General features: G+C 70.9%; 23 protein-coding genes. 14 read left to right on the forward strand and 9 right to left on the reverse strand.

Translation table 11 applies throughout. The features are described from left to right. The first annotated feature begins 3 nt into the window (after positions 1-3). From ACIPSA_RS03515 to ACIPSA_RS03525, 3 genes are all read left to right on the forward strand, one after another. A complete protein-coding gene (locus ACIPSA_RS03515; RefSeq protein ID WP_402628302.1) occupies positions 4-1,485 on the forward strand; it encodes an amylo-alpha-1,6-glucosidase in 1,482 nt (493 codons plus the stop codon). Continuing rightward, on the forward strand, positions 1,482-3,419 hold the full coding sequence (locus ACIPSA_RS03520; RefSeq protein ID WP_402628304.1) for a glycogen debranching N-terminal domain-containing protein: 1,938 nt from the start codon (positions 1,482-1,484) through the stop codon (positions 3,417-3,419). Before ACIPSA_RS03515 ends, ACIPSA_RS03520 begins: the two co-directional genes overlap by 4 nt. 1,199 nt (positions 3,420-4,618) lie before the next feature. Beyond that, a complete protein-coding gene (locus ACIPSA_RS03525) occupies positions 4,619-6,286 on the forward strand; it encodes a CDP-alcohol phosphatidyltransferase (protein WP_402629458.1) in 1,668 nt (555 codons plus the stop codon). Here ACIPSA_RS03525 and dusB read toward each other — a convergent pair whose 3' ends face one another. Continuing rightward, on the reverse strand, positions 6,287-7,429 hold the full coding sequence (gene dusB, locus ACIPSA_RS03530) for a tRNA dihydrouridine synthase DusB (RefSeq protein ID WP_402628306.1): 1,143 nt from the start codon (positions 7,427-7,429) through the stop codon (positions 6,287-6,289). 79 nt (positions 7,430-7,508) lie between these two features. Here dusB and ACIPSA_RS03535 point away from each other — a divergent pair, with 79 nt between their 5' ends. Further along, positions 7,509-8,954 carry an MFS transporter gene (locus tag ACIPSA_RS03535; protein WP_402628308.1) on the forward strand — a complete coding sequence of 482 codons (1,446 nt, stop codon included), beginning with the start codon at positions 7,509-7,511 and terminating at the stop codon, positions 8,952-8,954. Here the strand turns inward: ACIPSA_RS03535 and ACIPSA_RS03540 are convergent. Beyond that, on the reverse strand, positions 8,903-9,838 hold the full coding sequence (locus tag ACIPSA_RS03540; RefSeq protein WP_402628310.1) for a helix-turn-helix transcriptional regulator: 936 nt from the start codon (positions 9,836-9,838) through the stop codon (positions 8,903-8,905). The two genes, ACIPSA_RS03535 and ACIPSA_RS03540, sit on opposite strands and share 52 nt — an antisense overlap. Before the next feature lie 100 nt (positions 9,839-9,938). On the opposite strand from ACIPSA_RS03540, the gene ACIPSA_RS03545 reads away from it, so the two are divergent. Together ACIPSA_RS03545 and ACIPSA_RS03550 are read left to right on the forward strand one after the other, a co-directional pair. Next, positions 9,939-11,366: an MFS transporter gene (locus ACIPSA_RS03545; RefSeq protein ID WP_402628312.1), complete on the forward strand. Its 1,428-nt coding sequence runs from the start codon at positions 9,939-9,941 to the stop codon at positions 11,364-11,366. A gap of 110 nt (positions 11,367-11,476) precedes the next feature. Then, positions 11,477-11,695 (forward strand): hypothetical protein, encoded by a 219-nt coding sequence (locus tag ACIPSA_RS03550; protein WP_402628314.1) that lies wholly within the window; start codon positions 11,477-11,479, stop codon positions 11,693-11,695. A 123-nt stretch (positions 11,696-11,818) separates the two neighbouring features. Here the strand turns inward: ACIPSA_RS03550 and ACIPSA_RS03555 are convergent, their stop codons facing one another. Both ACIPSA_RS03555 and ACIPSA_RS03560 read right to left on the reverse strand, forming a co-directional pair. Next, positions 11,819-12,409 carry a TetR family transcriptional regulator gene (locus ACIPSA_RS03555; RefSeq protein WP_402628316.1) on the reverse strand — a complete coding sequence of 197 codons (591 nt, stop codon included), beginning with the start codon at positions 12,407-12,409 and terminating at the stop codon, positions 11,819-11,821. A gap of 68 nt (positions 12,410-12,477) precedes the next feature. Beyond that, entirely contained in the window at positions 12,478-13,500 is a 1,023-nt protein-coding gene (locus ACIPSA_RS03560) for an aldo/keto reductase (protein ID WP_402628318.1), read from the reverse strand. Positions 13,501-13,663: 163 nt separating this feature from the next. On the opposite strand from ACIPSA_RS03560, the gene ACIPSA_RS03565 reads away from it, so the two are divergent. Beyond that, a complete protein-coding gene (locus tag ACIPSA_RS03565) occupies positions 13,664-14,710 on the forward strand; it encodes a chitinase (RefSeq protein ID WP_402628320.1) in 1,047 nt (348 codons plus the stop codon). A gap of 160 nt (positions 14,711-14,870) precedes the next feature. Beyond that, entirely contained in the window at positions 14,871-15,998 is a 1,128-nt protein-coding gene (locus ACIPSA_RS03570; protein ID WP_402628322.1) for an endonuclease/exonuclease/phosphatase family protein, read from the forward strand. Between the two features lie 138 nt (positions 15,999-16,136). Here the strand turns inward: ACIPSA_RS03570 and ACIPSA_RS03575 are convergent, their stop codons facing one another. Further along, positions 16,137-17,519 carry a glycine--tRNA ligase gene (locus tag ACIPSA_RS03575; RefSeq protein WP_402628324.1) on the reverse strand — a complete coding sequence of 461 codons (1,383 nt, stop codon included), beginning with the start codon at positions 17,517-17,519 and terminating at the stop codon, positions 16,137-16,139. Positions 17,520-17,680: 161 nt separating this feature from the next. On the opposite strand from ACIPSA_RS03575, the gene ACIPSA_RS03580 reads away from it, so the two are divergent. From ACIPSA_RS03580 to ACIPSA_RS03595, 4 genes are all read left to right on the forward strand, one after another. Then, entirely contained in the window at positions 17,681-18,640 is a 960-nt protein-coding gene (locus ACIPSA_RS03580; protein WP_402628326.1) for a metal ABC transporter substrate-binding protein, read from the forward strand. Between the two features lie 20 nt (positions 18,641-18,660). After that, positions 18,661-19,428 carry a metal ABC transporter ATP-binding protein gene (locus tag ACIPSA_RS03585; protein WP_402629461.1) on the forward strand — a complete coding sequence of 256 codons (768 nt, stop codon included), beginning with the start codon at positions 18,661-18,663 and terminating at the stop codon, positions 19,426-19,428. Continuing rightward, positions 19,428-20,327, forward strand: coding sequence for a metal ABC transporter permease (locus ACIPSA_RS03590; protein ID WP_402628327.1), 900 nt, complete (start codon positions 19,428-19,430; stop codon positions 20,325-20,327). The genes ACIPSA_RS03585 and ACIPSA_RS03590 overlap by 1 nt, the downstream gene beginning before the upstream one ends. Positions 20,328-20,407: 80 nt before the next feature. After that, positions 20,408-20,824, forward strand: a complete 417-nt coding sequence (locus ACIPSA_RS03595; RefSeq protein WP_402628329.1) for a Fur family transcriptional regulator — start codon at positions 20,408-20,410, stop codon at positions 20,822-20,824. A gap of 3 nt (positions 20,825-20,827) precedes the next feature. Here ACIPSA_RS03595 and ACIPSA_RS03600 read toward each other — a convergent pair whose 3' ends face one another. The 4 genes from ACIPSA_RS03600 to ACIPSA_RS03615 form a co-directional block, all read right to left on the reverse strand. After that, entirely contained in the window at positions 20,828-21,496 is a 669-nt protein-coding gene (locus ACIPSA_RS03600; protein WP_402628331.1) for a YcxB family protein, read from the reverse strand. A gap of 40 nt (positions 21,497-21,536) precedes the next feature. Beyond that, positions 21,537-22,385: an isoprenyl transferase gene (locus ACIPSA_RS03605; protein WP_402628332.1), complete on the reverse strand. Its 849-nt coding sequence runs from the start codon at positions 22,383-22,385 to the stop codon at positions 21,537-21,539. Between the two features lie 29 nt (positions 22,386-22,414). Next, positions 22,415-23,164 (reverse strand): DNA repair protein RecO, encoded by a 750-nt coding sequence (recO, locus tag ACIPSA_RS03610; protein WP_402628334.1) that lies wholly within the window; start codon positions 23,162-23,164, stop codon positions 22,415-22,417. A gap of 272 nt (positions 23,165-23,436) precedes the next feature. After that, a complete protein-coding gene (locus ACIPSA_RS03615; protein WP_402629464.1) occupies positions 23,437-23,652 on the reverse strand; it encodes a hypothetical protein in 216 nt (71 codons plus the stop codon). 206 nt (positions 23,653-23,858) lie between these two features. Between ACIPSA_RS03615 and ACIPSA_RS03620 the strand changes: the two genes are divergently transcribed. Beyond that, positions 23,859-24,407 carry a SigE family RNA polymerase sigma factor gene (locus ACIPSA_RS03620; RefSeq protein ID WP_402628335.1) on the forward strand — a complete coding sequence of 183 codons (549 nt, stop codon included), beginning with the start codon at positions 23,859-23,861 and terminating at the stop codon, positions 24,405-24,407. Continuing rightward, positions 24,404-25,354 (forward strand): hypothetical protein, encoded by a 951-nt coding sequence (locus tag ACIPSA_RS03625; protein ID WP_402628336.1) that lies wholly within the window; start codon positions 24,404-24,406, stop codon positions 25,352-25,354. The genes ACIPSA_RS03620 and ACIPSA_RS03625 overlap by 4 nt, the downstream gene beginning before the upstream one ends. Positions 25,355-25,356 lie beyond the last annotated feature (2 nt).

Raw genomic sequence — 25,356 nt, forward strand, 5'->3', positions numbered from 1 at the left:
GCTATGACCGAACCAGGTCGGCCGGACGTCTTCGGGGAGCCCCGAGTGGACCGCACTGCCCAGCTCACTGCCCGCCCCGCGGAGCATGCGATTGCATACGATCCGCCGCATTTGATGGACTTGCCGCACGTCAGGGCCGCCCGAGTGCTGGAGGACAACTGGACGGGCACCTCCACCGTGCCCTCGCGCAGTCTGTATCCGCACCAGTGGTCCTGGGACTCCGCGTTCATCGCGATCGGCCTGCGGCACGTGTCGCCCCACCGGGCCCAGACGGAACTGGAGACGCTGCTGGCCGCCCAGTGGGCCGACGGGCGCGTCCCGCACATCGTGTTCAACCCCTCCGTACCGCTCGACGCCTACTTCCCGAGCCCCGACTTCTGGCGCTCCTCGACCGCGGGGCGCGCTGCGGGCGCCCCGCGCACCGTACAGACCTCGGGCATCGTGCAGCCACCGGTGCACGCGCTGGCGGCCTGGCTGGTGCACTGCGCCGACCCGGGGCTGTCCCGGGCCCGCGGGTTCCTGGCCGGGGTCTACCCGCGGCTGGCCGCCTGGCACCGCTATCTGCTGCACCGGCGGGACCTGGGCGGCGGCGGGCTCGCGTCCGTGGTGCACCCCTGGGAACAGGGTATGGACAACAGCCCGTGCTGGGACGCCCCGCTGTCCCGCGTCACTCCGGCCCCGGCCCGCTCCTTCCGCCGCGCCGACCTCGACCACGGCGCGCCCGAGGACCGGCCGACGGATCTGGACTACGGGCGGTACGTACGGCTGGCGACGGACTACCGGGACGGTGGATATGCCGATGGAGGCGGCGAGTTCGCGGTGGAGGACCCCTCCTTCAACGCCCTGCTCATCGCCTCCGAGCACGCACTCGCCCGGATCGCGCACGAGCTGGGCGCGACCGGCACGGCCCGCCGCGCGCGTGCGGAGCGGCTGACGGCGACGCTGGTGGAGCGGCTGTGGGACCCGGCGGAGGGGATGTTCTTCTGCCGGGACGTGCGCGACGGCGAGCACGGGGCGCTGATCCCCGAGCGCGGCGTCTCCGGTCTGATCCCGCTGATGCTGCCGGGCCTGCCCCCCGAGGTGGCCGCCGCGCTCGTCCGTACGGCGTACGGCCCGCACTTCGGGCTCGGCACCGTCACGCGCCTGGCCCCCAGCTACGACCTCCACGGCGAGGCCTTCAATCCGCACCGCTACTGGCGGGGCCCGGCCTGGTTCAACACGAGCTGGCTGCTGGAGCGCGGACTGCGCCTGCACGGCGAAAGGGAGCGGGCCGACATGCTGCGGGCGGCGGTGGTCGGCACGGCCGACATGACCGGATTCGCGGAGTACGTCGACCCGTACACCGGCGAGGCCTGCGGGACGACCGGCTTCAGCTGGACGGCCGCCCTGGCGCTCGACCTGCTCAAGGACGGCTCCGGGGACGGCGTGTCCCCGGCGGGCACCGAAACGTTCGACAGGAGTGACAAGGGAGGGGACCGGGGATGACGGACCGGCAGCATCTGCTCGTGCACGGCACGACGTTCGCCGCCGTGGGCGACCGCGGCGACATCAGCGGAGTACGGGGCAGCAGTTCCCCGGACGGGTTATTCGTACGTGACGCCCGGCACCTCAGCCGCTGGCAACTGACGGTCGACGGCGCGGTGCCCGAGGCGCTCACACCGGTCGCGGACAGGGACGTGGCGCGCTGTGTGCTCGTACCGCGCGGCAGCCGTCAGGAGCCGCCCGCACACACGCTGTTCCGTGAACAGGCCGTCGGCGACGGCTCGTTCGTGGAGTCGCTCCGGGTGACCAACAACCGCCCGGTGCCGACCGTCGTGCGCCTGGCGATCACCGCCGACGCCGACTTCACCGACCAGTTCGAGCTCCGCTCCGACCACCGCACCTACGCCAAGGTCGGCGCCGTGCGCTCCCGTCAGGTCCTGGACGACGGAGTGGAGTTCGTCTACCGGCGCGGTGAGTGGCGCTCCTGCACGACCATCACCTCCGACCCCGCCCCCGGCTACGTCGAGGAGACCGGCACCGGCGCCCGCCGTCTCGTGTGGACCCTGGACCTCGAACCGCACGGCACGGCGGAACTGGTGCTGCGGGTCATGGCACGACCGCACGGCGAGAAGCGCGCCCTGCGCGTGCCGCGCTCCCCGGCCGCACTGAACGATCAACTCCTCGCATTGGAGGGCGAGTTCGTGGAGGGCGTGGCCTTCCCGACCGGCTGGCCGGAGCTGGCGGCGGCCTGCGCCCGCGGCCTCGCCGACCTCGCCGCGCTCCAGATCCCGGCGACCGGCCCCGACGGCGAGGAACTGCGCGTCCCGGCGGCCGGGGCCCCCTGGTTCCTGACCCTCCTGGGCCGGGACGCCCTCCTCACCTCCCTCTTCGCCCTCCCCTACCGCCCCCGGCTGGCCGCCGCCACGCTGCCCGCGCTCGCCGCCACCCAGGCGACGGAGACCGGGGCGTCCTCGGTGGCCCAGCCCGGCAAGATCGTGCACGAGGTGCGGCACGGGGAGCTGGCGCACTTCGGGCAGGTGCCGTTCGGCCGCTACTACGGCTCGGTCGACGCGACCCCGCTGTTCCTCGTCCTGCTCGGCGCGTACGTGGAGCAGACCGGGGACACGGACCTGGCGCGGCGTCTGGAGCCCCACGCCCGCGCGGCGATCGGCTGGATGCTGGACCACGGCGGGCTGACCTCGCGCGGTTATCTGGTCTACCGCGCCGACCGGGGAGGCCTCGCCAACCAGAACTGGAAGGACTCCCCCGGCGCCATCTGCTCGGCCGACGGCACCCGCGCGACCGGCCCGGTGATGGCGGCGGGGGCCCAGGGATACGCGTACGACGCGCTGCGCCGCACGGCGTGGGTCGCGCGCACGGTCTGGGAGGACGAGACCTACGCGGCTCTCCTCGAACAGGCCGCCGCCGACCTGCGCGACCGCTTCCAGCGGGACTTCTGGATGCCGGAGCACTCCTTCCCGGCGCTCGCGCTGGACGGGGAGGGCCGCCAGGTGAACGCGCTGGCGTCGGACGCGGGCCACCTCCTGTGGTCCGGTCTCCTGGACAAGGAGTACGGCGAACTGGTGGGCCGGCGCCTCCTGGAACCGGACTTCTTCTCGGGCTGGGGCGTACGCACCCTGGCGTCCGGCCAGTCGGCGTACCACCCCCTGTCGTACCACCGGGGTTCGGTCTGGCCGCACGACAACGCGCTGATCACCCTGGGCCTGGCCCGCTACGGCCTGCACGACGAGGCCCGTACGGTCGCCCACGCCCTGGTCGACGCGGCCACCGCGGCCGGCCACCGCCTCCCCGAGGTGCTCGCGGGCTACGGCCGCGACACCCACGCGGAGCCGGTGCCCTACCCGCACGCGTGCGTACGGGAATCCCGCTCGGCGGCGGCCCCGTTGGCACTGCTCACGGCCGTCGGGGGCGCCTAAGCGCTCCGCCGGAAGTCTGGTGTGTCATCCGCGGGTCCGTCGTGGCTGGTCGCTCCCCCAAGTTCTCGGCTTCGCTCGAACAGGGGGGACCCCCATCGCGGCGGAGCCGCATATCGATATCGCCCCGCGCCCCTTCAGGGCGCTGCCGAACCGCACCGGACTTCGCCGGACCTGCCCAGCGAGAGTGTTGACGAGCCGTTTGCCGGGTGTTTGCCCAGGGCCCTGAACAGGCACCGGAGGCGAACCGTACGGGAGGACGGCGGGTCCTTGCCTCCCCAGCGTGGCCCGCCGCTCCGTTCACGGGTCTCGCACGGAAGGACCTCCGGGTGCCTCAGCACACGAGCACGCGCCAGTCACACAGTACGGCCGGGGAACCCAGCGGTTCCGCCGAGGGGACCGCGGTCAAGGAGCCAGAGGTCGAGACGACCGAGGCCGAAGCCACAGCCCGAGAAGAGCTCGGGACCCGGCTGGAGGCGACGGGAACGGGGACGGGGGAAGCCGAGCCGGGGGCCGCCGTTTCGGCGGGGACCGAGGCGAAGGCCGCCGGTGAGGCAGAAGCCGCATCGCAGACCGCCGGTGCGGCCGGAGCCGAGCCGATGACAGGCCCTGCGGCGCGAGCCGCGGCGCAGGCGGACGGTACGGCGGAGGCCGAGGCGGACGCGGCCGGTGCCGAGAAGGTCGCGCCGAAGGCCGCCGAGGCGGGGACGGCCGAGGCCGTGAGCACGGCCGAGGCCGAGGCCGAGGAGAGCGGCTCCGCGGCGGGGAAGCCCGGGAACGACGACCCCGCGTCGGTCGGTTCGAGGTCTGCCGGTGCCGAGTCTGCGCAGGCCGAGACGGTCGAGGCCGCAACGGCCGAGGCCGCAACGGCCGAGGCCGCGACTGCCGTCGGTGAGAAGGCCGAGGGTGACAAGGCCAAGGGTGACAAGGCCGAGCCGCGAGAAGGCGCCGGAAGCGACTCCTCGCGTCGCGCCACCGCCGCTCCCGCCGAGGCGGACACTGCCGACGGCGCGGACGCTGCGGACATAGGCACGGTGGCCCCCGGCGCCGGGGAACCCGCCGCCGAGACCACCGCCGACACGACCCCCGCCGCCGAGACCGCTGTCACCGAATCCTCCACCGCCACGGCCTCCGCGCCCGAGACCCCCACCGCGGAAGCCGCTCCCGGAGCAACCCCCCGTTCCGGCGGGCGCGGTCGGCGGATGTGGCACGGGTGGCGGGCCAAGCACCCCACGGCCGCCCGTGTCCTCTCCGTCGTCACCACCGTGCTGTCCGCCGTCCTCGTCTACGTCTGTCTCCAGATGCCGAGCACCCTCGGCAACCTGAAGCCGGTCGAGTTCATGCGCCTGCCCGCCGAGGCGATCATGGGGGCGGTGGTGCTCCTGAGCCTGCCGCGGAAGCCCCGGCTGGTGGTGTCGGCGCTGACCGGTGCGCTGCTCGGCGCGATCACCGTGCTGAACATGTTCGACATGGGGTTCAACGAATACCTGGGCCGGCACTTCAACATCATTCTTGACTGGTCCCTGTTCGGCGACGCCCGCGGATACCTCAGGGACACCCTCGGCGGGACGACCGAGATGGGCATCACCGTCGGCGTCGTGGTCTTCATCTTCCTGCTGATGACCCTCGTCGCCCTGGCCACCGTGCGGCTCAGCAACCTGCTGGTGAAGCACCGGGCGAAGACCTCGAAGGCCACGCTGATCGTCGGTACCGTCTGGATCACCTGCACCTCGCTCGGTCTCACCGTCGGCGGCATCCCGATCGCCTCGCAGCACACCGCCGGCGTGCTCAAGGTCCAGGCGCGCACCGTGCGGGACACGCTTCGGGACGAGGCGGAGTTCGCGAAGATCGCCAAGGTCGACAAGTTCGGGAACACCCCGGCCGACCAGCTGGTCCCCGATCTGCGCGACAAGGACATGATCTTCACGTTCATCGAGAGCTACGGCCGCAGCGCCATCGAGGACCCGATCGAGGCGCCCGGCGTGGACAAGACGCTCGAGGTGCGCACGGCGGCCCTGGCGAAGGCGGGCTTCCACGCGAAGAGCGGCTGGCTGACGTCGGCGACGTACGGCGGCAGCAGCTGGCTCGGCCACTCCACCACGCTGTCGGGCCTGTGGATCAGCAACCAGCAGCGCTACCGCACCGTGATGGCCAGTGACCACCTCAGCCTGACCAAGGTGTTCAAGAAGACCGGCGCCTATGACACGGTCGGCGTGATGCCGGGCATCCAGAAGGGCTGGCCGGAGCAGAAGTACTACGGCCTCGACAAGGTCTACAACGCCTTCCAGCTCGGCTACAAGGGCCCGAAGTTCAGCTGGTCGACCATGCCCGACCAGTACGCCCTCGAACAGTTCCAGCAGCGGGTGCACAGCAAGAAGCGCGCCGACGGCAAGCATCTGATGTCGGAGATCATCCTGACCTCCAGCCACCAGCCGTGGGCGCCGATCCCGAAGATGGTCGGCTGGGACCAGCTGGGCGACGGCTCGATCTTCAAGGGCATCCAGGCGGCGGGCAACAAGGCGGCCGACGTCATCGCCGACACCACCAAGTCCCGGCAGGAGTACGGCAAGTCGATCCAGTACTCGGTGACCGCCCTGACCGAGTGGCTGGAGCGCTACGGCAACGACAACACCGTGCTCGTCTTCCTGGGCGACCACCAGCCCATCGCCCGGGTCAGCGGCAACCACGCCAGCCGTGACGTGCCGATCTCGATCGTCGCCAAGGACCCGAAGGTCCTCGACAAGATCGCCGACTGGAACTGGACGGACGGGCTGCGCCCGGCGCACAACGCGCCGGTGTGGAAGATGAGCAACTTCCGCGACCGCTTCCTGACCGCGTACGGCTCGACCCCGCACCCCAAGAAGGGCTGATCAGCCCCCGGACGTGTCCAGTTCCGCGTCCTCGCTGACGCCCGCGCAGTCGTACGGGTCCTTCAGCCAGCCGTCCGGCAACACCACCCGGTTGTTGCCGGACGTACGGCCGCGGGGCCCGTCGGCGCCGACGGGCCAGGGCTGGTCGAGGTCCAGTTCGTCGAGGCCGGCCCGCAGCTCCTCCAGCGAGGACGTGATCGCGAGCCGCTTGCGCATCTCGGAGCCGACCGAGAAGCCCTTCAGGTACCAGGCGACGTGCTTGCGGAAGTCGATGACGCCCCGCGACTCGTCGCCGATCCATTCGCCGAGCAGGGTGGCGTGGCGGACCATGACGTCGGCGACCTCGCGCAGCGAGGGCCGCGCGATGGCGTCCGTACGCCCCTCGAACGCCGCCACCAGGTCCGCGAACAGCCACGGCCGGCCGAGGCATCCGCGGCCGACGACCACGCCGTCGCAGCCCGTCTCCCGCACCATCCGCAGCGCGTCCTCGGCCGACCAGATGTCGCCGTTGCCGAGGACCGGGATCTCGGGGACGTGCTCCTTGAGGCGTGCGATGGCGTCCCAGTCGGCCGTGCCGCCGTAGTGCTGGGCGGCGGTGCGGCCGTGCAGCGCGATGGAGGTCACGCCCTCCTCGACCGCGATCCGTCCGGCGTCGAGGTAGGTGATGTGGTCGTCGTCGATGCCCTTGCGCATCTTCATCGTGACCGGCAGGTCACCGGCCCCGGACACCGCCTCGCGCAGGATCGCCCGCAGCAGGTTGCGCTTGTAGGGCAGGGCGGAGCCGCCGCCCTTCCTGGTCACCTTCGGGACCGGGCAGCCGAAGTTCAGGTCGATGTGGTCGGCGAGGTCCTCCTCCGCGATCATGCGGACGGCCTTGCCGACGGTCGCCGGGTCGACGCCGTACAGCTGGATCGAGCGCGGCTTCTCGGTCGCGTCGAAGCGGATCAGCTGCATGGTCTTCTCGTTGCGCTCGACCAGCGCCCGGGTCGTGATCATCTCGCTCACGAACAGGCCCTTGCCGCCGCTGAACTCCCGGCACAGGGTGCGGAAGGGCGCGTTGGTGATGCCGGCCATGGGGGCCAGCACGACGGGCGGCTGGACGGTGTGCGGGCCGATCGACAGGGGCGAGGCGGGCGTGGGCATTCCCCCATTGTCGCGTACGGCGACAGATGCCACGGTCATTAGTTAGACGCACTATCGAAATCGGCGTACGATGGAGCGCATGCCCGAGCTCAGCCCTCGTCGACGCCACCTGGTCCTCGCGATCTGCTGTATGAGCCTGCTGATCGTGAGCCTCGACGTCACCGCCCTGAACGTCGCCCTGCCGTCGATGCAGCGCGAACTCGACGCCAGTACGTCCGGGCTGCAGTGGACGATCGACGCCTACACGCTGGTGCTGGCCTCGCTGCTGATGCTCGCGGGCTCCACGGCCGACCGGGTCGGCCGCAAGAGGGTCTTCATGGCGGGTCTGACCGTGTTCACCATCGGCTCGCTGCTCTGCTCCCTCGCGCCGGACCTCGACGCGCTGGTCGCGTTCCGCATGGTCCAGGCGGTCGGCGGCTCGATGCTCAACCCGGTCGCCATGTCGATCATCACCAACACGTTCACCGACCCGCGCGAGCGCGCACGCGCCATCGGCGTGTGGGGCGCGGTGGTCGGTATATCGATGGCCGCCGGCCCGCTCGTCGGCGGCCTGCTGGTGGAGTCGGTCGGCTGGCGCTCGATCTTCTGGGTCAACCTGCCGGTGGGCCTGACCGCGCTGCTGCTGACCCTGCGCTACGTCCCCGAGTCCCGCGCGCCCAGGGCCCGCCGCCCCGACCCGGTCGGCCAGCTGCTGGTGATCGCGCTGTTCGGCTCGCTGACCTACGCGATCATCGAGGCGCCGGACTCGGGCCCCGGCACGGTGGCTCCGTTCGCCGCGGCGGCCCTCGCCGCCCTGCTGGGGCTGCTGTGGTACGAGCCGCGGCGCGACGAACCCCTCATCGACCTGCGCTTCTTCCGTTCGGCTCCGTTCAGCGGCGCCACGCTGATCGCGATCAGCGCGTTCGCGGCACTGGGCGGCTTCCTGTTCCTGTCCACGCTGTATCTGCAGAACGTGCGCGGGCTCGACGCGCTGCACGCGGGACTGTGGATGCTGCCGATGGCGGTGCCGATGTTCCTGTGCGCGCCGCTGTCCGGGCGGCTCGTGGGCAACCGGGGGCCGCGTCTGCCGCTGATGGTCGCCGGGTTCGCGATGACCGCGAGCGCGGTGCTGTTCGCCGCGTTCGAGGCGGAGACGTCGGACGTCACGCTCTTCGCCGGGTACGTCCTGTTCGGCATCGGCTTCGGCTTCGTGAACGCGCCGATCACCAACACGGCGGTGTCCGGGATGCCACGGGCCCAGGCCGGGGTGGCGGCGGCCGTCGCCTCCACCAGCAGGCAGCTCGGGCAGACGCTCGGGGTGGCCGTGATCGGGGCTGTGCTGGCCTCCGGGGTGGGCTCGTCGCCGTACAAGGGCGTGTTCGTGTCGGCGGCCCGGCCGGGATGGTGGATCCTCACCGGGTGCGGCCTCGCCGTGCTCGTCCTGGGCATGCTCACCAGCGGCAGCTGGGCCCGCCGCACGGCCGAACACACCGCTCAGCGGCTGGAGTCGCCGGAGGTCAGGGAGGCGGCGGGCATCAGCGCCTGATCCTGCTCCTCCGCCGCCAGGGCGAGGGCGTGCAGCCTCTCCAGCCGCCGCCTCGACTCCTCGTCCACCGGCACGTACGTCACCATCCGCGCCCCGGCCTCCGGGTTCAGCCACAGGTCCGTGTGGTCCACGGTGAGCAGGCCGACGTCCCGGTTGCGGAACTGCTTGGTCTTGGTGCGGGGGTTGACGACCTCGTACCGCTCCCAGTTCGCGCGGAACTCCGCCGACTCCGCCTTGAGCCGTTTGACCAGCATCTTCCAGGCGGGTTCGCCGAGGTGACCGGCCATCGACGCGCGCAGCCTGGCGGCCATGAGCCGCCTGGTCTCCTCCAGGTGGACGATCGCCGACTGCCACTCGGCGTTGGTGTGGACGAGGAGCATGCAGTTGCGGTCCTCGGGCGGTACGTCGTCGAGGTCGCTCAGGAGGCGGCCGTAGGTGCGGTTGTAGGCGAGGATGTCGTACCGGCTGTTCTGGATGCAGGCCGGGACCGGTTCGAGCCCGCGCAGCAGCTCGCGCAGGGCCGGGGTGACGGTCGAACAGCTCGCCGCGGGCGTCGGGTCGGCGGAGCCGGCCAGCTGGAAGAGGTGGGCTCGTTCGCTGGCGTCGAGCAGCAGGGTGCGGGCCAGCGCGTCCAGCACCTGCACGGAGACCTGGATGTCCCGGGCCTGTTCCAACCACGTGTACCAAGTGACGCCGACCGCGGAGAGGTGCGCGACCTCCTCCCGGCGCAGTCCGGGCGTACGGCGGCGCGAGCCGCGCGGCAGCCCCACCTGCTCCGGCGGGATGCGCTCGCGGCGGCTGCGCAGGAAGGCGGCCAGCTCGTGCCGCCGGATCTCCGCGCCCCGTACCGCCGGGGCCACCGTCTCCTGCGCCATGGTTGTCATGCCTCCAGCGTGCCGCCCGGCCGACCCTGTTTCCAGGTAGTTCTTGTACCAGGATATGAAGACTCTGGTACCAGTCTGAGCGGCGGCGCAGGCTCGGATCATGACCGAAACCGTCACATCACCGACCGTCCGGTCCCCGTCGGCGCCTCCCGCGCTCGGCGGCCTCGGACTCTTCACGGTACTGCTGGCCGCGGCCCTCCCCCTCATCGACTTCTTCATCGTCAACGTCGCCCTGCCCACCATCGGCAGGGACCTCTCCGCGAGCGAGGCCGTCCTCGAACTGGTCGTCGCCGGGTACGGGGTCGCGTACGCCGTCCTGCTCGTCCTCGGCGGGCGGCTCGGCGACCTGTTCGGCCGCCGTCGGCTCTTCCTCGGCGGCATGGCCGCCTTCGGCCTGACCTCACTGGCCTGCGGGCTGGCGCCGGACGCGTGGAGCCTGGTCGCGGCACGGGTCGCGCAGGGCGCGTCGTCCGCCGCGATGCTGCCGCAGGTGCTCGCCACCATCCAGGCGGCCACCACGGGCTCGCGCCGCGCGAAGGCGATGAGCCTGTACGGCGCCACGGCGGGCCTGTCCATGGTGGCCGGCCAGATCCTCGGCGGAGTCCTGGTCGCCGCGGACCTTGCGGGCACCGGCTGGCGCGCGGTGTTCCTCGTCAACGTGCCGGTGGTGGTGATCGGCCTGGTGCTGGGCGCTCGCGCCGTCCCGGAGACCCGCGCCCAGCGGCCCGAACCGGTGGACGGTCCCGGCACGATCCTGCTCGCGGTGTCCCTGCTCACGCTGCTGGTCCCGCTCACCGAGGGCCGGGCGGCGGGCTGGCCGCTGTGGACCTGGCTGGCCCTCGCGGCGTTCCCGGGCCTGGCGTGCGCGTTCTACGCGGTGGAGCGCCGGGCGGACCGGCAGGGCCGCACGCCGCTGGTGCCGCCGAGCCTGTTCGCGCTGGAGTCGCTGCGCCGGGGGCTGGTGCTGATGGTGCCGTTCTCGATCGGCTTCAGCGGCTTCATGTTCGTGATCGCGGTGTCGCTGCAGAGCGGCGCGGGCCTCGGCCCGGTCCCGGCGGGGCTGGCACTCGCTCCGATGGCCGTCGCGTTCTTCTTCGTCTCGCTCGCCGGGCCGCGCCTGGTGGCCCGGTACGGCACCCGTGTGGTGACCGCCGGTTCGCTGATCCAGGGGGTGGGGGTGGCGCTGATCGCGCTGGCCGCCTGGCACTACTGGCCCGGCCTGGGCTTCGTCGAGCTGCTCCCCGGAGTCGCCGTCGCCGGCGCGGGGCAGGCGCTCCAACTGCCCGTCGTCATGCGGATCGTGCTGTCCGAGGTGCCGCCGGTCCGGGCCGGCGTCGGCAGCGGTGTGATGGTCACCACTCAGCAGTCGGCCCTGGCACTGGGCGTGGCGACGCTGGGCACCCTGTTCCTCTCCCTGGTCCCGGGGCATGGCATGCGGGACGCCCTGGTCACGACGCTGCTGGTGCAGCTGGCGGGGGTGGTCGCCACCGGCCTGCTGAGCCTGCGACTGCCGAGGACGATCAGCTGACGCGACGGCCACGGCTTGGCCGACTCGACAGGCGAGACCCCCTGTTGATGTTGGTCTTGCTGCACACTCCTAGCTGTTCGAGATTCACCGGAGGGGACGCTGGAGGCGTCATGCCGCAGATCAGCTCTAGCAAGGTGAGCCGCTGGGACGGGCACGGGCGGGAGCACGTGGTCCGGGTGCAGCGCACGGGGGTGCAGCGCACGATCAGATGTGACACGTGCGGCTGGCGCAGGAGGGCGCAGTTCCTGCCCTGGCTGAAGGCCGAGGAGCATCTCGCCGAGGCGCACCAGGCCACGGTGGACCCGACGGCGGCTCAGCCGGCCCGCTGAGTTCCGGCACCCGGGCGACGGGACGGTGCCCGGGTGCCGTGAGCCCGGTCGCGCGGCGCGTCGGTGCACGCTCGGCGGCCGAAGCCGTCCGCTCAGCCCCACCTGGCGTCGTACGGCGGGCGGTCAGCCGCGCAGGCCGCGCACCAGCAGGTCCAGCATCGCGGCGAAGTCGGACTCGGCGTCGGGCCGCTCCCACTCCCGGGCGTAGCACGGGTCGTGGAAGCGGCCGGTGGCCTGGAACAGCGCGCGGGCGGTGGTGGCGGGGTCGGTGGGGGTGAAGGTGCCGGCGTCCATGCCCGACCGGAGGATCCGGGTCAGCTGGGCGGTCAGGTCCGCGACGTGTCCGGCGACCGCCTCGACGTTCTCGTCGGCCAGCACCATGTACGTGGCGAACAGCTCCGGATCGTCGCCCGCCTTGCGGCGCTTGGCGTCGTACAGGGCCCTGACCCAGTCGCGCAGCCGGGTCTCGGGGTCGCGGTCTTCCGCCTCGACGATGACCGACAGGACCTCCGACGTACGGTCCAGCCACCGCTTGGTCACCGCCTCCCGCAGCGCCGCCTTGGTGCGGAAGTGCCGGTAGACGCTGCCGTGGCTGACGCCGAGCGCGCGGGCCACGTCCACCACGGTGGCCTTGGCCGGGCCGTGACGGCGCAGCACCTCCTCGGTCGCCTCGAGGATGCGCTCTGCGGTCAGGGTCGGGGACGTCGCTGCCATGGCCTAGACGGTACCCGGACGGTGGTTCGCGCTGCCCGGAGCCGTGATCACTGCCCGGTGAGCCATGATCACTGTTCGGTGCCGAGGGACGCCATCTGCACGGCCGGGTAGCGAGTGCCCGCCGCCGCGTCCGCCGGTACGGCCTCCTCGATCGCCGCCAGTTCGGCCGCGTCGAGGGTGACGTCCAGGGCGCCCAGCGACTCGGAGAGCCGCTCGCGGGTGCGGGCGCCGACGAGCGGCACGATGTCGTTGTCGTGCTGCGAGCCCCGGGAGAGCACCCAGGCGATGGCGATCTGCGCGACCGACACGCCCTTCTCGTCGGCGATCTTGCGCAGTGCCTCGACGAGGTCGAGGTTGTGCTGGAGGTTCTCGCCCTGGAAGCGGGGCGAGTGGGCCCGGTAGTCGCCCGCGCCGAGCTGCCGGTCGCGGGTGAAGTGGCCGGAGATCAGGCCCCGGGAGAGTACTCCGTACGCCGTGATGCCGATGCCCAGTTCACGGGTGGTCGGCAGGATCTCCCGCTCGATGTCCCGGGTGATCAGCGAGTACTCGATCTGCAGGTCGGCGATGGGCGCGGTGGCGGCGGCCCGCCGGATGTTGTCCACGCTCGCCTCGCTGAGGCCGATGTGCCGGACGTACCCCTGTTCGACCAGTTCCTTGATCGCGCCGACTGTCTCCTCGATCGGGACGCCCGGGTCGACGCGGGCGATCCGGTAGACGTCGATGTGGTCGACGCCGAGGCGCTGGAGGGAGTAGGCGGCGAAGTTCTTCACCGCGGCCGGGCGGCCGTCGTAGCCGAGCCAGCTGCCCTCCGGGCCGCGCAGCGCACCGAACTTCACGCTGACCAGCGCCTGTTCGCGGCCGGCGGCCGGGGCGGTGCGCAGGGCCTCGCCGATCAGCAACTCGTTGTGGCCCATGGCGTAGAAGTCGCCGGTGTCGAGCAGGTTCACGCCCGCTTCGAGGGCGGCGTGGATGGTGGCGATCGACTCGGCGCGGTCGGCTTCGCCGTACAGCGCGGACATGCCCATGCAGCCGAGGCCGAGGGCGGAGACCTGGGGGCCGGTGGATCCGAGGGGGTGGGTGTGCATCGTCATGGCTCCACCTTGGCATGACAGCTGACAGATTTCAATATCTGTCATTCCATACTCGGACTCCCGCTTTCTGGTCCAGACCTATTGACGAGAGGTCTGGACCACCTGCACTGTCATGCCTACGACACCGTGCGCACCAACCCCGACCCCCACCGGGAGGCCCCGCATGTTCCGCCGCGCCCTCAACCTGCTCGCCGCCGCCCTGGCGACCGCCTGTCTCGCCCAGCTCCCCGCGGCCACCACCGCGTCCGCCGCCGACACCTGCGCGGTCAAGTCCCGGCCCGCCGGCAAGGTGTTGCAGGGATACTGGGAGAACTGGGACGGCTCGGCCAACGGCGTCCACCCGCCGTTCGGCTGGACCCCGCTCACCGACTCCCGGATCGCCGCCCACGGCTACAACGTGATCAACGCGGCCTTCCCGGTGATCCGTTCCGACGGAACGGCCCTCTGGGAGGACGGCATGGACTCGGGCGTGAAGGTGGCGACGCCCGCCGAGATGTGTGCCGCGAAGGCGTCCGGCGAGACGATCCTGCTGTCGATCGGCGGCGCGGCCGCGGGCATCGACCTCAGCTCCACCGCCGTGGCCGACAGGTTCGTCTCGACGATCGTCCCGATCCTGAAGAAGTACAACTTCGACGGCATCGACATCGACATCGAGACCGGCCTGGTGGGCAGCGGGTCGATCACCCAACTGTCCGCCTCCCAGGCCAACCTGGTCCGCATCATCGACGGGATCCTCGCCCGGATGCCGGCCGGCTTCGGCCTGACCATGGCCCCGGAGACGGCGTACGTCACCGGAGGCAGCATCACCTACGGCTCGATCTGGGGCGCCTACCTGCCCATCGTCAAGAAGTACGCCGACAACGGCCGCCTCTGGTGGCTCAACATGCAGTACTACAACGGCAGCATGTACGGCTGCTCGGGCGACTCGTACTCGGCCGGCACGGTCGCCGGCTTCACCGCGCAGACCGACTGCCTCAACAAGGGCCTGGTCGTGCAGGGTACGACGATCAAGGTGCCGTACGACAAGCAGGTCCCGGGGCTGCCCGCACAGTCGGGCGCGGGCGGCGGCTACATGGCGCCGTCCCTCGTCTCCCAGGCCTGGAAGCACTACGGCACCTCGCTCAAGGGCCTGATGACCTGGTCGATCAACTGGGACGGCTCGAAGAACTGGACGTTCGGCGACAACGTCAAGGCGCTTCAGGGGCGCTGAAGCCGACGCCCGGCCGGTGCGGGAGGAGCCGACGGCGGCCGGCTCCTCCGTTCGACAGAGCCCGGCCGGGCTCCGAGAATGGAACTGCCGACGAGCAGTCAGCGGCGGCGCCTGCCGTCGGTCGTGCCGTGCGATGCTCTCGCGCCGCCGAGGAGGCGCCATGACCATCCGGATCGCCACGTTCAACATGGAGAACCTCTTCCGCCGGCCCACGGCCTTCCGCCTGGAGAAACCGGCCGACCGGGAGCAAGTCCTCACGGACTTCGCCGCGTTGGTCGCCCTCCTCGACAAGCCGACGTACACGAAGGCCGACAAGGAGGAGATGGTACGGATCATCAACACGTACCGGGCCGACAAGATCGACGACCCGGAACACCCGGACCCGAAGGGCCCGCCGCCGATCACCATCAACCAGTCCCGCCCGGGGAAGCAGACCGGGCTCTTCGACTCGACCAAGCCGTTGAAGACCTCCGAGGACATCACCGCCACCGGCCGGGACTCGTGGACCGGATGGGCCGAACTCGGGCAGGACGACCTCGACATGACCATGGTGCGGAACACCGGCCGGGTGGTCTCCGAGGTCGACGCGGACATCATGCTGACCGTGGAGGTCGAGGACCGGCTCGCCCTGGAGCGCTTCAACACGCAGGTCCTGGAGGGGGCACTGGGCAGGCGGCCGTACCCGTACAACCTGCTCATCGACGGCAACGACCCCCGGGGCATCGATGTCGGGATCCTCAGCCGGCACCCGATCACGTCCGTCCGGACCCATGTCTTCGACACCCGCCAGGACCGCCCCGACGAGCGCCTCTTCAGCCGGGACTGCCCGGAGTTCGAGATCCAGCTCGACGGATCGCCTCTCGTGATCCTCGGCAACCACTTCAAGAGCAAGTTCCGTGACGACCCGGACCTGCGGCTGGCCCAGGCGCGGCGGGTTGCGGAGATCTACCGTGCCGCGCTGGAGCGCACCCCGCACGTCGTGGTCGCCGGGGACCTCAACGACGACCCGAACAGCGCGCCGGCCGTGGAGCTCGGGGAGACCGGTCTGCGTGACGTGATGAGTCACCGCGCCTATCGCGGACTGCCCGGCACCCACGGGAAGTGCAAGAGCGAGGACGACAAGCTCGACTACATACTGCTCCCGCCGTCGCTCTGGCCCGAGGTCCAGCACGTCGGCCTGGAGACCCGCGGCATCCACGCGGACGGCATCAAGTCCTTCGACACGGTGAAGTCGAAACTGACGGAGGCGTCCGACCACGCGGCGCTGTACGTGGACCTGGACATATAGACGCCGATTCCCCGCGCCCCCGAAGGGGCGCGGGGCTGTATTGAACATGCGGCTACCGCCGCGTGGGCGCGACCAGCCACAACCGACCCGCAGCCGGCCACGCACTCGAGCCGGGCAGACGCCGACCCGCTCAAACGCCTAGCACCCGATGAGACGCCCCGCGAGGTAGCCCTCGATCTGGTCCAGCGACACGCGTTCCTGCTTCATCGAGTCACGCTCACGGACCGTCACCGCGTTGTCCTCGAGCGTGTCGAAGTCGACGGTCACGCAGTACGGCGTACCGATCTCGTCCTGGCGACGGTAGCGGCGGCCGATGGCGCCCGCGTCGTCGAACTCGATGTTCCAGTTCTGCCGCAGCGCCTGGGCGAGGCCCTTGGCCTTCGGGGACAGCTCGGGGTTGCGGGACAGCGGGAGCACCGCGACCTTCACCGGGGCCAGGCGGTGGTCCAGGCGCAGCACCGTGCGCTTCTCCAGCTTGCCCTTGGCGTTCGGCGCCTCGTCCTCGACGTAGGCGTCGAGCAGGAAGGCGAGCATGGCACGGCCGACACCGGCCGCGGGCTCGATGACGTACGGAGTCCAGCGCTCGCCGGCCTCCTGGTCGAAGTAGGTCAGGTCCTGGCCGGAGGCCTTGGAGTGGGCGCCGAGGTCGTAGTCGGTCCGGTTGGCGACACCCTCCAGCTCGCCCCACTCGTTGCCGCCGAACTGGAAGCGGTACTCGATGTCGGCGGTGCGCTTGGAGTAGTGGGAGAGCTTCTCCTTCGGGTGGTCGTACCAGCGCATGTTCTCCTCACGGAGACCCAGGCCGGTGTACCAGTTCCAGCGCTGCTCCATCCAGTACTCCTGCCACTTCTCGTCCTCGCCCGGCTTGACGAAGAACTCCATCTCCATCTGCTCGAACTCGCGGGTGCGGAAGATGAAGTTGCCGGGCGTGATCTCGTTGCGGAAGGACTTGCCCATCTGCGCGATGCCGAACGGCGGCTTGCGGCGCGAGGTGGTCTGCACCTGGGCGAAGTTGGTGAAGATGCCCTGGGCGGTCTCGGGACGCAGGTAGGCGACGGAGCCGGAGTCCTGGGTCGGGCCGAGGTGGGTGGAGAGGAGACCCGAGAACTGCTTGGGCTCGGTGAACGTGCCCTTGTTGCCGCAGTTGGGGCAGTTCAGGTCCGCGAGGCCGTTCTCCGGCAGGCGGTTGTGCTTGGCCTCGTACGCCTCCTCCAGGTGGTCGGCGCGGAACCGCTTGTGACACGAGGTGCACTCGGTCAGCGGGTCCGTGAAGGTGGCGACGTGGCCGGAGGCGACCCAGACCTCGGGGGCCAGGATCACGGACGAGTCGATACCGACCACGTCCTCGCGCGACGTCACCATGTAGCGCCACCACTGACGCTTGAGGTTCTCCTTGAGCTCGACACCCAGCGGCCCGTAGTCCCAGGCGGCGCGCTGACCGCCGTAGATCTCACTGCAGGGGAATACGAAGCCACGGCGCTTGCTCAGGCTGACGATGGTGTCGATCTTGTCGGCGGCCACGGTGCTCTCTTCATTACGACGACGGGCGACGAAGCGAGATGCTTCAGAGCGAATGCTTCAGGTTACCGGCGGGGGCTCCCCCACATCCAAATCGGTATGCCCTATGAGGCCCTCACCAGGCTTGTTGACAACGGTTTCCATGTTTGTTGAAAATGACTGTCATGAACGTACGACGACGCCTCCTACCGGCCGCGGCCGCGACCGCGGTCACCGCCCTCGGGCTCGGCACCCTCTCCGCCTGCTCCACCGACACCGCCGCGGCGGCGCAGACGAGCAAGTTCGACGTCGTCGCATCGTTCTATCCGATGGCTTTCCTCGCCGAGCGGATCGGCGGGAGCCACGTCCACGTCACCAGTCTGACCTCTCCGGGCCAGGAACCGCACGACCTGGAGCTCAGCACCAAGCAGATGGTCCAGCTCGCGGAGTCCGACGCGGTCCTCTACCTCGGGAACCTCCAGCCCGCCGTCGACGACGCGGTCGCCCAGTCCGAGATCAGGACGAAGATCGACGCGGCCTCCCTGACCACGCTGGAGGAGCACGGCGACGAGGTCGGCGGCCACGCGGCCGCGCACGACACCGCCGAGAACGGCGAGGGGGCCGGCAAGGACCCGCACATCTGGCTCGACCCGGTGAAGTACGCCCAGGTCGCCAAGGGCGTCGGCGCGGCCTTCGAGAAGGCGGACCCCGAGCACGCGGCCGACTACCGGAAGAACACCGCGGCCCTGGTCGAGCGGCTCGACGAGCTGAACACGCGGTTCGAGCAAGGCCTGGCCGATACCAAGACCAAGGTCTTCATCACCACGCACGCCGCCTTCGGCTACCTGGCCGAGCGCTACGGACTCACCGAGGAGGCCGTCAACGGCCTCGACCCGGAGTCGGAGCCCAGCGCCGCCCGCGTCAGGGACCTTGAGAGGATGGCGAAGGCCGACGGCGTCACGACCGTGTTCTACGAGACGCTCGTCAGCGACAGGACGGCGAAGACCATCGCCCAGGACACGAACCTGAGGACGGACGTCCTCGACCCGATCGAGGGCATCACGAAGAAATCCCGCGGCCAGGACTACTTCGCGGTCCAGGAGGCCAACCTCAAGGCCCTGCGGACCACCCTGGGGGCGAAGTGACCGGCACGGAGGACGACACCATGGGCGAGCCCGTCATAAGGATGCGCGGCGTGACCGCCGAGCTGGGGTCGCGCCCCGTGCTGCGCGGAATCGACCTCACCGTGCACCGCGGCGAGGTCGTCGCGCTGCTCGGCGCGAACGGCTCCGGCAAGTCGACCGCGATCCGCAGCCTCATCGGCCAGGTACCGGTCAGCGGCGGCGAGATCGAGCTGTTCGGCACCGCGCGCCGCGGCTTCGGCGACTGGGCGCGCGTGGGATACGTACCGCAGCGCACCACCGCGGCGGGCGGGGTCCCCGCGACGGTGACCGAGGTCGTCTCCGCGGGCCGCCTGTCCCGCACCCGCTTCGGGCTCTTCCGCAAGGCGGACCACGAGGGCGTACGGCGGGCCCTGGAGCTGGTCGGCATGGCGGACCGGGCCAAGGACTCCGTGAACGCCCTCTCCGGCGGCCAGCACCAGCGGGTGCTGATCGCCCGCGCCCTGGCCGCCGAGCCCGAACTGCTGATCATGGACGAACCCATGGCCGGCGTCGACCTGGCCAGCCAGGAGATCCTCGCGCGGACGCTCGAGAAACAGGTGGCACAGGGCACGACGGTCCTGCTGGTCCTGCACGAACTGGGCCCGCTGGAGCCCCTGATCGACCGGGCGGTGGTCCTGCGCGACGGCTGCGTCCTGCACGACGGACCGCCACCGCGCGCGGTCGGCCAGCACGCCCTGCCCGGCCACGACCACGTACACCCGCACGCACCGGCGGGCTCCGAACCGATCCGCACGGGACTGCTGAGCTGATGGACTTCCTGAACTTCGCCTTCATGCAGCGGGCACTGCTCGCCGCCGTCCTGGTCGGCGTCACCGCCCCCGCCGTCGGCATCTACCTGGTCCAGCGCCGCCAGGCCCTGATGGGCGACGGCATCGGCCACGTGGCGATGACCGGCGTCGGCCTCGGCTTCCTGCTGTCCACGTCACCCGTGTGGATGGCGACGGCGGTCGCCGTGCTCGGCGCGGTACTGATGGAACTGATCCGCTGGTACGGCAGGACGCGCGGCGACATCGCCCTCGCGATGCTCTTCTACGGCGGCATGGCCGGCGGCGTGATGCTCATCAACGTCGCCGGCGGCTCCAACGCGAACCTGACGTCGTATCTGTTCGGTTCGCTCTCCACGGTGTCGCAGTCCGACGTGACGGCGATCTGCGTGCTGGCTGCCTTCGTGCTGCTGGTCACGCTGGGCCTGCGCCGGCAGCTGTTCGCGGTCAGCCAGGACGAGGAGTTCGCGCGGGTGACCGGCCTGCCGGTGCGCGCCCTCAACCTGCTGACGGCCGTCACGGCGGCGGTGACGGTGACCGTCGCGATGCGCGTGGTCGGCCTGCTGCTGGTGTCGGCGCTGATGGTGGTTCCGGTGGCCGCGGCCCAGCAGCTCAGCCGCAGTTTCACCGCCACGTTCGCGATCGCCGTCGCCATCGGCGTGACCGTGACCATCAGTGGCACGATCACGTCGTTCTACTACTACGTTCCGCCCGGCGCGACGATCGTGCTGCTGACCATCGCCGCGTTCCTCGTGCTGACCGCGCTGGCCACCCCGCTGGCCCGCCGCCGCGCCCGAGCGGCCGCCGCGACCCAGCCTGCCGGGGACCCTGCGGAGTGCTCGATTCCGGCCACCCGGGCGGCCGCCGACGAGGTCGGCGTCTGACCGCGCACGGCCCGGACTGGCACAATGGCCCGGCAGACGCAGCCGTGAGCCGGCGAACGGGCCGAAGAAGGAGGCAACCGGTGACGACCGCTGGACCGCCCGTGAAGGGCCGTGCGACCCGCCAGCGCGCAGCCGTGGCGGCGGCCCTCGACGAGGTCGACGAGTTCCGCAGCGCGCAGGAACTCCACGACATGCTCAAGCACAAGGGCGACTCGGTCGGCCTGACCACGGTCTACCGCACCCTCCAGTCCCTCGCCGACGCGGGCGAGGTCGACGTCCTGCGCACCTCCGAGGGCGAGTCCGTCTACCGCCGCTGCTCCTCCGGCGAGCACCACCACCACCTCGTCTGCCGCGCCTGCGGCAAGGCGGTCGAGGTCGAGGGGCCCGCGGTGGAGAAGTGGGCGGAGGCCATCGCTGCGGAACACGGGTACGTGAACGTGGCGCACACCGTGGAGATCTTCGGCACGTGCGCGGACTGCGCCTGCCCAGGGAACTGACGCTCAGGCCGGGGTCAGATTGCGGTTGAGGATCTCCCGCAGTCTGTCCGCGTCGGCGGGGTCGGGCAGGCCGCGCTTGGGCAGCAGGCTGAAGCAGGTGGCGTTCTTGTCGTCGCTGAAGGTGAAGAAGGCGTCCTCGGTCTCCCGGTAGCGCGGCTGGGCGACCCAGTTGACCGACGCCGTGCTGTTGTCGGTGACCATCGTCATCCCGGCGTCCGTGACGGTCACCCGGTGCACCCCGTTGCGGGCGACGACCTTCATGAGCCGGCGGGCCTGCAACCGGGGCCCGAGGAGCAGCAGCCCCGCGGCCAGAGGCAGGTAGAGCAGCAGGAACCAGTCGGCGTGACCTCCGGTCACCGCGCGCCCTGCGCTCAGCGCCCAGGTGACGGCCAGAAGGGCCAGAGCCGCCTTGTTGATCCGCCCCGCCCGGTTGAACCGCCTGCGCTCCCGCAGCACCCCCACGAAATCCCCCGCGACCGGCTGGAACACCAGCTCGACCACGCCCTGTTCGGAATCCCGCCCCATGTTCATGACCATGAGGCGGGATCGTACCCGCAGCTTTCGGCCACGCCCGAAGCAGCGCTCCAGCTCGTCCAGGTCATAGGACTTGCCGCCCTTCGCGATCGGACGGCAGCCCGCCCTGAAGGCGAGGACAGGCGTGAGACGTCTCATGAGTCCCGCATCCTCGGCGGCCCGCGTGAACCAGCGACGGCTACGAGGTGGCGTCACCCTTCATCGCGGCTTCCATGGCGAGGAGTTCCTCGTTCGGGACGGCCCCGCCGAAGCGGCGGTCGCGGGAGGCGAACTCCATGCAGGCCCGCCACAGGTCGCGGCGGTCGAAGTCGGGCCACAGCACGTCCTGGAAGACCATCTCGGCGTAGGCGCTCTGCCAGAGCAGGTAGTTGGAGGTGCGCTGCTCGCCGCTCGGGCGCAGGAACAGGTCCACGTCCGGCATGTCCGGGTAGTACATGTACTTCTGCAGGGTCTTCTCGTTGACCTTGGACGGGTCGAGGCGGCCCGCCTTCACGTCCTCGGCCAGCGCCTGCGCTGCGTCGGCGATCTCGGCGCGGCCGCCGTAGTTCATGCAGAAGTAGAGGGTGAGCAGGTCGTTGCCCTTGGTCTGTTCCTGGGCGACCTGGAGCTCCTTGGCGACCGACTTCCACAGCTTGGGCATACGGCCCACCCAGCGCACCCGGATGCCGAGTTCGTCGAGCTGGTCGCGGGTCTTGCGGATGAAGTCGCGGTTGAAGTTCATCAGGAAGCGGACCTCGTCGGGCGAGCGCTTCCAGTTCTCGGTGGAGAAGGCGTAGAGGGAGATGTTGCGGACGCCGATCTCGATCGAGCCCTGGAGCACGTCGAGGACGCGCTCGGCACCGACCTTGTGCCCTTCGGTGCGGGGCAGCCCGCGCTCCTTGGCCCAGCGGCCGTTCCCGTCCATGACGATCGCCACGTGGTTCGGGACGAGCTCGCCGGGGAGCTTCGGCGCACGGGCGCCGGACGGGTGCGGCGTCGGCGCCTTGAACTCGCGGCGCTGGCGTCCCAGGATCCCGCGTACGACCATGTGCTTCTCGTCTCCTAGATTCTGTACGGCTACTTCTCTACGTACCGGAGCGAGCGCAGCCCGCGCTCCAGATGCCAGTGCAGGTAGGCGGACACCAGCCCGCTGCCCTCCCGGACGTACCGCGGCTCGCACGCGTCCGCGGTCTCCCAGTCTCCCGTAAGCAGCGCGCCGAGGAGGACGAGGGTCTGCGGCGAGGGTACGACGCTGCCGGGCACCCGGCAGTCCACGCAGACGCTGCCGCCGGAGGCGACCGAGAAGAAGCGGTTCGGTCCGGGCATTCCGCACTTCGCGCAGTCGCCGAAGCTGGGCGCGTAGCCGTTGACGGCGAGGGAGCGCAGCAGAAACGCGTCGAGGACGAGATGCGGGGCGTGCTCGCCGCGGGCGAGGGTGCGCAGCGCGCCGACCAGCAGCAGGTACTGCTGCACGGCCGGCTCGCCCTCGTGGTCGGTGAACCGCTCGGCGGTCTCCAGCATGGCGGTCCCGGCGGTGTACCGCGCGTAGTCGGTGACGATGCCGCTGCCGTACGGAGCGATGGTCTCGCTCTGGGTGCACAGGGGCAGCCCACGCCCGACCAGCTCGCCGCCGCCCCGGGCGAAGAACTGCACGTCGACGTGGGAGAAGGGTTCGAGCCGGGCCCCGAACTTGGACTTGGTCCGCCGTACCCCCCGGGCCACGGCCCGCACCCGGCCGTGACCGCGGGTGAGCAGCGTGATGATCCGGTCGGCTTCTCCGAGCTTCTGCGTGCGCAGGACGACGCCGTCGTCACGGAAGAGACTCATCGCACGCCCCCACGAGCTTCCGGCCGGGGGTACGGGGGGTGCCCCCCGGGAGACCACAGCATGATCCGGTCGGCTTCTCCGAGCTTCTGCGTGCGCAGGACGACGCCGTCGTCACGGAAGAGACTCATCGCACGCCCCCACAGGACCGCGGCATGATCAGGTCCGCCTCACCCGCCGGCTTCTGGGTGCGCGGCGCTATGCCGTCGTCGCGGAACAGACTCATGAGCCCATTCTGCCCTCACGCCGGGGCGGCCGGGGCCGGCGCCGTCCCTTCAAGGCACCTCGCCCCGGCTGCGCGCGTTGGCGTAGGCCGTGGCCACGCTCAGCCGCTCGGCCGGGGTGGCCCGGCGGACGGTATCCGGCCGGACGTCCCACTCCCGCCCGCCGCCGTACGGCCGCAGCTGCACGTACGGTCCCTCGTAGCCCATCACGATGCCCAGTTTTCCGGTACCGGTGTCGACGGCGTAGCAGCCGAGCGGGAGCTTCATCACGTTCACGTTCACCTCGGTCCCCTCCTGCCACGAGTTTCACGCTTCGGCTCCCTCTGGTGGCTCTGTGTGACTAGACTCCGCGCCCCGGGAAGTACGCCCCCGGTGTGACCTCCACGGCCGGAGCCGGCCACCCGATCCCCGGGACAGCCCGCCGGGCAACCGAATCCGCGGGACCGGTGGTCTGGGGGGCGAGGGGGTGACTGATGCAGGCCGAACAAGAGGCCCAGTTCCAGGAATTCGTCAAAGCGCGGTGGTCCCATCTGGTGCGGACCGCCTACCTGCTCACCGGCGACCGGCACCACGCCGAGGACCTGACGCAGACCGCGCTGGCGAAGGCGTACCGGTCGTGGCGGCGCGTCTCACGGACCGACCATCCGGAGGCGTACGTCCGGCGGATGCTGGTCAGCTGCAACAGCGACCGGTTCCGCAAGCGGCGGGTCACGGAGTCGCTCACCGCCGCGCTGCCGGAGTTCGCCGGGCACGACGACGCCGTGTCGCGGGCCGACGAGCGCGGCACGCTGATGGCGGCGCTCGCCGGACTGCCGCCCCGGCAGCGGGCGGTGGTGGTGCTGCGCTACTGGGAGGACCTGTCCGAGACGGAGGTGGCCGAGGTGCTCGGCTGCTCCACGGGCACGGTCAAGAGCCAGGCGTCCAAGGGCCTGGCGAAGTTGCGTTCGTTCCCGGGGCTCGCCCGGTCGGCGGACGGTCCCGACCGCACCCGTGTGGCAGCCGGGCAAGGAGGCGGCAGATGAGTGAGGAGCTGCAGGGTGAGGGAACCGAGTTGGACATCGAAGTCAGGGTCAGGGAACTGATGGCCGAGTACGCGTACACGATCCAGCCCACGCCGGTGCCCTACCCCGAGATCCGGCGGCGGGGCGTGGTCGAGCGCCGGCGGCGCGTGGCGGTGGCCGGAGCGGCACTGCTGACACTGGCCGCGCTGCCGGTGGCCGCGTACGCGGTGAGCGGGGGCGGTGCCTCCACGCCTCCCGCCGCGCCCAAGCCGTCGGTCGTACAGACCCGGAGCCCGAAGCCGACGCCTTCGGGGCCCGCGCGGCCCGCCACCGCGGGCCAGCTGGTGGACGGGATCACCTTCGAGCAGGCCGCGGACGGGCTGACGAAGTGCATCGACTTCAACCGGGCGCACAAGCCGCACTACACGCAGCAGGACCTGAAGCGCGGCCGCATGTCCACCTACACCGACCTCGGGGATCCGGCCGACTACCGGATCATCCTGGCGATGCCCAGTACCGGCGACTCGAACACGCCCGGCGACGGCATGCACGTCGTCGCGGTGCGGGAGAAGCCCCAGCAGACCCGGCTCATCTGCAACATCAAGGGCGGCGAGGCCTCGGACCTCAACTACAGCACGGGCTCGGACTTCGTCCCCGACTCCACCGCCCCCGTCGCGGCCGACGTCAACAGCGGCAAGCTCTACCAGCAGTCCTTCCTCGACAAGGGTCACTGGAAGCTGCCGTTCCGCTGGGGGATCATCGGCAACGTGCGGTCGTCGGTGGCGAAGCTGACGGTGTCGTACGGCGACAGCAGCGGCGAGGCCGTCCTCGACCACGGGTGGTTCGTCGCCACCGGCCTGCTGCACCAGCAGGTCACCAAGGCCCCGCACATCAAGGGGTACGACGCCGGCGGCAAGCTGCTCTACGACTCCGACCACGACAAGGACTACATGAACACGCTGCCGTAGGC

This window comes from Streptomyces sp. NPDC086549, assembly GCF_044746205.1.
GTDB lineage: Bacteria > Actinomycetota > Actinomycetes > Streptomycetales > Streptomycetaceae > Streptomyces.